Origin of the sequence: Roseovarius sp. (assembly GCF_018066915.1) — a bacterium.
Taxonomy (GTDB): domain Bacteria; phylum Pseudomonadota; class Alphaproteobacteria; order Rhodobacterales; family Rhodobacteraceae; genus Roseovarius.
In genome coordinates, this window is sequence record NZ_JAGPVV010000206.1 from 1 (window position 1) to 5555 (window position 5555).

A 5555-nucleotide genomic window follows, 5' to 3' on the forward strand; every position below is an offset into this window, starting at 1 on the left:
GTGGTTTCGACGCCGTGCTCTTCCATGAACGCGTCGGTTTCCTCACGCGTGGTCAGATGGTGGTCCTCAACCTCATACCCTTGCCTCTCCAGCAAGTCTTTGGACTTCAGACCGTAGGGGCAGAGGTGGCCCGGCATGACCATGCGGTACAGCGTCGCCGACTGCGCTTGTGTGCTTGAATGGTGCTTCATGTCATGCCCCGCAACTGTAGAATCCCCGGAATCCGGCGGTCAGACCGGCATCGAGCTCGATCGTCAGAGTCGCATCGACCGGTTCGGTACCTGCGGTTTCGAGCGCAGCACCGTCTTGGGGAACGCCAAGGCGGATCGACAGGCCTTCTGTGCCCAATTCGCCGGCTGCATTCTGTTCGACCCGGACGAGATCGCCGCTCAGCTTGACGAGCCCGACGGCTGCGCCATCGATCTCACCCAATGCCAGTGAGGCCGGACTGCCGGTTGTATAGTTGAATGTGCACGCCGCGCCATTCGGCAGAAGCTGCGCGATATCCTCCTTCGTCAGGAAGCCGGGGTCGAGCACTGCGACGTTTGCTGTTGACAGGGCTTGATCCAAGCTCACAATACGGGGGCTCTCGACACTTGCAGTCTCGGATGTGTCGCCGGATGCATCGATATCGTTGATCAGATAGCGCATCTCCGCGATTTCCTTATCTTGCGCATAGATGATCTCGTCCGCGAGCTTGCGCACGCGCGGATCCGAGATATCGGCGCGGCTCGATGTCATGATCGCGATCGAATGGTGTGGGATCATCGCGCGCATGTAGCTGGTATCGCCCACCGTGACCTGGCTTCGTACGAGCCAGAGCGAGGCGGCGAACACGACGACGGCACCGCTGAAAATAGCGGCATTTACGGTCTTGCTCGAATACATTGAAAGCATGAACGCCAACATGATGATCGCCATCGTCGCACCCATCAACAGCGCCATATAGGCTCGGGTTTCGGACCAGAAAACATGGGTCAGAAGATAGGTGTTGAGATACATCAGCCCGAACATCACGACCGTCGAGGTCGCGATCATGGCGGTAAATCTCCAATATGACATGACGTGCTCCTTTCGCTTGTTCCATCCCCGTTCAGAACATCAACAACCTTCCAGCGATGGAGGGTTCCAACTCTTTTGGGATGAGGTTTTGTGGCGCTCCTAATCCATCTTTCTCGTGACCACGAGGAAGATTGTAGAGGCCGAGCAGCTGATGAGGAGAAAGCCATTCAGGGCCTCGATGCCGGCAAGAAAGCGCAAATGACCCGTGGGATAAATATCGCCAAGCCCCAGAGAGGAGTAATTGACGATGGAAAAGTAGAAAACATCCATGAATGAATCGACGTTGTCTTGAGCGAAACCGCCAATACCTAAGAACTCGCCGAAACTGAAACCCAGTGCGTAAAGCCCGGCTTCACCTATGTGGGCGGTCGCGAGTGTATAGAGGGCAAATAAGAGGCGGCTTAATTGTGTGAATGGAGTGCGTTTGGTGGCCGTCATGACGAAACTCATCGCACGGACATGCACAAGTCCGCTCAAACCGAAGAGCACAATCGCAAAGAGGATCGCCCAAGCCAAACGCTCGCACCCTACAACGCAGTATTCTTGAGTTGCTCTTCGCCGCGGTGTTTCGTTGCCAAATCGGCGAGGATTGGGCAATCCGGGCGGTGATCCCCGGCACAGGCGTCCACTAGATGTGCTAGCGTCGCGCGCATTTCCTTCAGCTCCGCAATCTTGTCGTCGATCCGTTCAAGATGCTGCTCGGCGATATCCTTGACTTCGGCGCTGGCGCGTTTTTCGTCCTCGTACAGAGCAATAAGGTTGCGGCAGTCTTCAATGCTGAAGCCGAGCGCCCGGGAACGGCCGAGAAACGCGAGCTTGTGCGCATCGCTTTCACGGAATGTGCGATAGCCGTTCGTGCTGCGAAGAGGCTTCACAAGCCCGACATCCTCGTAGTATCGGATCGTCTTGGCTGGGAGGCCAGAAAGGGCGGCGACATCTCCAATATTCATGATCAGGTTCTCCTTATTCAGCGGCGACAGGGTTAGGGGATAGTAAAGTGGCCTCTTCACCACCGCGCGCTCTGGCTTCTTCCATGATGGGACGGACCCTGCGTAGCCGAAGGGCGTTGGTCAGCACGAAGACCGAACTCAGTGCCATGGCTCCGGCAGCCAGGACTGGCGAGAGCAACAAGCCGAACGTGGGGTAGAGCACACCCGCAGCCACCGGGATCAGCGCGACGTTGTAGCCGAACGCCCAGAACAGGTTCTGACGGATGTTGCGCATCGTGCGGCCTGATACTTCAAAGGCGTTGACCACGCCGCGTAGATCGCCCGACATCAGCACCACATCGGCGGATTCGATGGCCACATCGGTTCCCGTGCCGATGGCGATACCGACATCCGCATGTGCCAGCGCGGGGGCGTCGTTAATGCCGTCGCCGACGAAGGCGATCCGTCGGCCCCCTTGGCGAAGCTCGTTTAGTGCGGCCACCTTGCCATCGGGCAGAACGCCGGCGATCACGTGGTCGATGCCGGTTTCGCGTGCGATGGCATCGGCTGTCTCGCGCTTGTCGCCGGTGATCATAGCGACCTCCAGCCCAAGGCGGTGCAGCGCGCCAATGGCGGCCGCGCTGGCGGGTTTGACCGGATCGGACACGCCGAGGACCGCTGCAACCCTGCCATCCACCGCGGCAAACAATGCCGTGCGGCCCAGCACGGCCAAGCGGCCCTCCGCCTCGACCAGCGACCCGATGCTCAGTCCTTCGCGGACCATCAGGCGATCTGCACCGACAAGCACCTCGTGGCCGGCAACCTTGGCCCGAACGCCGTAGCCCGTGATGGATTCGAAGCTCTCGACGTCGTGACGTGCCGCGTTCTCGGCCTGGGCCGCGCGCACGATGGCTTCGGCGATGGGATGCTCGGACTGCGTCTCGACCGCCGCCACCAGTGCCAGGATGTCGGCCCGGTCGACCCCGTCGGCCAGGACCATATCGGTCAGTTCGGGGCGCCCTTGGGTGACGGTGCCGGTTTTGTCGAGCGCGATAACATTCACCGACGTCAGTCGTTGCAGCGCGTCGCCCTTGCGGAAAAGCACACCCATCTCGGCTGCGCGCCCAGTACCGACCATGATCGAGGTCGGCGTGGCCAGTCCCATGGCGCAGGGGCAGGCTATGATGAGAACCGAGACCCCGGCCACAAGCGCGTAGGACAGGGAGGGCGAGGGGCCGACCAGCAGCCAGACCAGAACGGTCAACGCGGCCAGTGCCATGACCGCCGGCACGAACCACAGCGTGATCCGGTCCACCAGGCCCTGGATCGGCAACTTGGCGCCTTGCGCCTGCTCCACCATGCGAATGATTTGCGCGAGCGTCGTGTCGGCGCCGACACGTGTGGCGCGGAACTGGAAGCTGCCGGTGCCGTTGACGGTGCCGCCGGTGACCGGATCGCCCTCGGACTTGGAGACGGGAACCGGCTCTCCGGTGATCATGCTCTCGTCGACATGGGCGCTGCCTTGCGTGACGTCCCCATCCACCGCAATGCGTTCGCCGGGACGCACAACGAGGATGTCGCCGGTGCCGATCCGTTCGATGGCGACGTCCTGCGGCTCCCCGTCCACTAGAACTCGCGCAGTGCGGGCCTGAAGGCCAAGAAGCTTCTGGATCGCGGCACCGGTGCGGCCCTTGGCGCGCGCCTCCATCCAGCGGCCCAGAAGGATCAGCACGACGATGACTGCCGCTGCCTCGAAGTAAACGGCACGGGACGCCACGGGCAGCAGCGCAGGCGCAAAGAGCGCGGTAAGAGAATAGAGATAGGCTGCGCCGGTGCCAACGGCGACGAGGCTGTTCATGTCGGGCGCGCCCTTCAGAAGCGCGGGGAAGCCCTTGGCGTAAAAGTGGCGTCCGGGCCAGAACAGCACAACTGTCGTCAGTGCGAACTGGATCATCCAACTTGTCTGGTGACCGATGGTGCGGCCGATCATCTCGTGCATCCCCGGCACTAGGTGTGCACCCATCTCGAGCAGGAAAACCGGCAGCGCCAATGTCGCAGCGAAGGCGGTCTTACGGGCCAGATCGCGCGCTTCGCCTGCCTTGCGGGCGCTGTGCTCCTCGGGCAAGACACTGTCCGCCGGTTCAGCAGGGTAGCCGGCGTCTGTGGCAGCTTTCATTAGATCGGAGATCTTCATCGCGCCCTCGACATAAGTCACGGTTGCGGTCTCGGAGGCGAGATTGACGTTGACCTCCAGAACGCCAGGCACTGCCGCCAGCGCCTTATCGACACGGCCGACGCAGGACGCGCAGGACATGGACGAGACGTTCAGGCGAATAGTCTGCGTCCGGACGGGATAGCCGGCCCGATCCAGCGCGTCGATCAGCTCCGGTATCCGGGTTTCCGAGTCGATTCGGACCTGCGCAGTTTCGGCCGCAAGGTTCACATTGACTTCTTCGACCCCGGGCAGCGCCGAGAGCGCGCGCTCGACCCGACCGACACATGATGCGCAGGACATGTTCTGGACAGAGACCCGCAGGTCTTGTGTGACTGGCATGAGCGTCTCCTTCGTCTCTGGGTAAGATATCTAGGGCTTCCACCAACTGGAAGGTCAAGCTTTTCAGAATATTTTTTTGCCCTTGACCTTCCTCCGCTGGAAGCGCCCACCTGAAGATAAGAGAGAAGGAGACGTATATGAGCAGCTTCACAGTTCCGGGAATGAGTTGCGGGCATTGCACCGCAACAATTGACAAGGCGATTAGGTCTATTGACCCAACTGCGACCGTTTCGTGCGACTTGAGCACGCATACCGTTTCGGTCGAGAGTTTTCTCAGCGTCAGGGCGGTGTCGGAAGCGATCAAAAACGCAGGATACGATGTGTCGGCGCCAGCCGCGACCTGAATAACCCTTGGGACTGCAATTACTGGTGCAAAACTTGCCGGATCACGTACCCAGCGTCCTGTCGTGCCAAGTCGATTAAGCGCACTCGACCAAATGATTGTCCTTGGATGGGCGGTAACTCGATTGCGTCATACCTTCGCTCGACAACCAGTCCAACTTTTCCTCGACCTCAAGATATTCAGCGCCTTTCTCGGACGCGGTTCAGTTGCCTTCCTGCTGTCGCTGGTCAGCACTTCGTTCGGCTTGAATAGCGCGCTGACGCTCCGGCCACGTTGATTGGATGTAAGCGATGATGTTCCAGATTTCGGCGTCCGACAGCTGGTCGCCGAACCCGGGCATGCCGCTTTCGAACTCGACCCCTTGGAGGGCAAGAGCGGCCTTGCCGCCCAGCTTGGTGAAGTCAAACAGCACGCCATCGGGATGATGCCAGGTATGACCGGTTTCGTCATGCGGCGGTGCAGGCAGGACGCCATCTGGTCCGGCCGACCGCCAATCCGGCTGTCCTTCCAAATCGGCACCATGGCAGGCCGCGCAATATTCTCTGTAAAGATCTTCACCCTGTGCAATGTCGGCGGCTTCCGGCGTGGATTCGGTCAGCACACCGGCCGTGCTCATGAGCCAGGCTGCGGCTCCGCCACCGCCCAGAAAAATCACCGACAGCATCAG

At 60.5% G+C, this 5555-nt stretch carries 6 protein-coding genes and 1 pseudogene; 1 reads left to right on the plus strand and 6 read right to left on the minus strand.

The features are described 5' to 3' along the window. The 5 genes and pseudogenes from KBT70_RS11455 to KBT70_RS11475 all read right to left on the minus strand — a co-directional run. Nucleotides 1–191: pseudogene (locus tag KBT70_RS11455) on the minus strand (glutaredoxin); the annotation flags it as partial. Between the two features lies 1 nt (nucleotide 192). Then, nucleotides 193–1062, minus strand: coding sequence for a DUF305 domain-containing protein (locus KBT70_RS11460; RefSeq protein ID WP_052115426.1), 870 nt, complete (start codon nucleotides 1060–1062; stop codon nucleotides 193–195). Nucleotides 1063–1161: 99 nt separating this feature from the next. Then, nucleotides 1162–1578, minus strand: a complete 417-nt coding sequence (locus KBT70_RS11465; protein ID WP_037275452.1) for an ion channel — start codon at nucleotides 1576–1578, stop codon at nucleotides 1162–1164. 11 nt (nucleotides 1579–1589) lie between these two features. Beyond that, the gene (gene cueR / locus KBT70_RS11470; protein WP_009820195.1) at nucleotides 1590–2012 is read right to left on the minus strand and encodes a Cu(I)-responsive transcriptional regulator; all 423 of its coding nucleotides are present in this window, start codon (nucleotides 2010–2012) and stop codon (nucleotides 1590–1592) included. A gap of 13 nt (nucleotides 2013–2025) precedes the next feature. Then, nucleotides 2026–4545 (minus strand): heavy metal translocating P-type ATPase, encoded by a 2520-nt coding sequence (locus KBT70_RS11475; RefSeq protein WP_037275450.1) that lies wholly within the window; start codon nucleotides 4543–4545, stop codon nucleotides 2026–2028. Between the two features lie 137 nt (nucleotides 4546–4682). Between KBT70_RS11475 and KBT70_RS11480 the strand changes: the two genes are divergently transcribed. Next, nucleotides 4683–4889: a heavy-metal-associated domain-containing protein gene (locus tag KBT70_RS11480; protein ID WP_075571761.1), complete on the plus strand. Its 207-nt coding sequence runs from the start codon at nucleotides 4683–4685 to the stop codon at nucleotides 4887–4889. Nucleotides 4890–5090: 201 nt separating this feature from the next. Here the strand turns inward: KBT70_RS11480 and KBT70_RS11485 are convergent. Continuing rightward, nucleotides 5091–5555: c-type cytochrome (locus KBT70_RS11485; protein WP_363270514.1), on the minus strand; the 465-nt coding region annotated here is incomplete at its 5' end.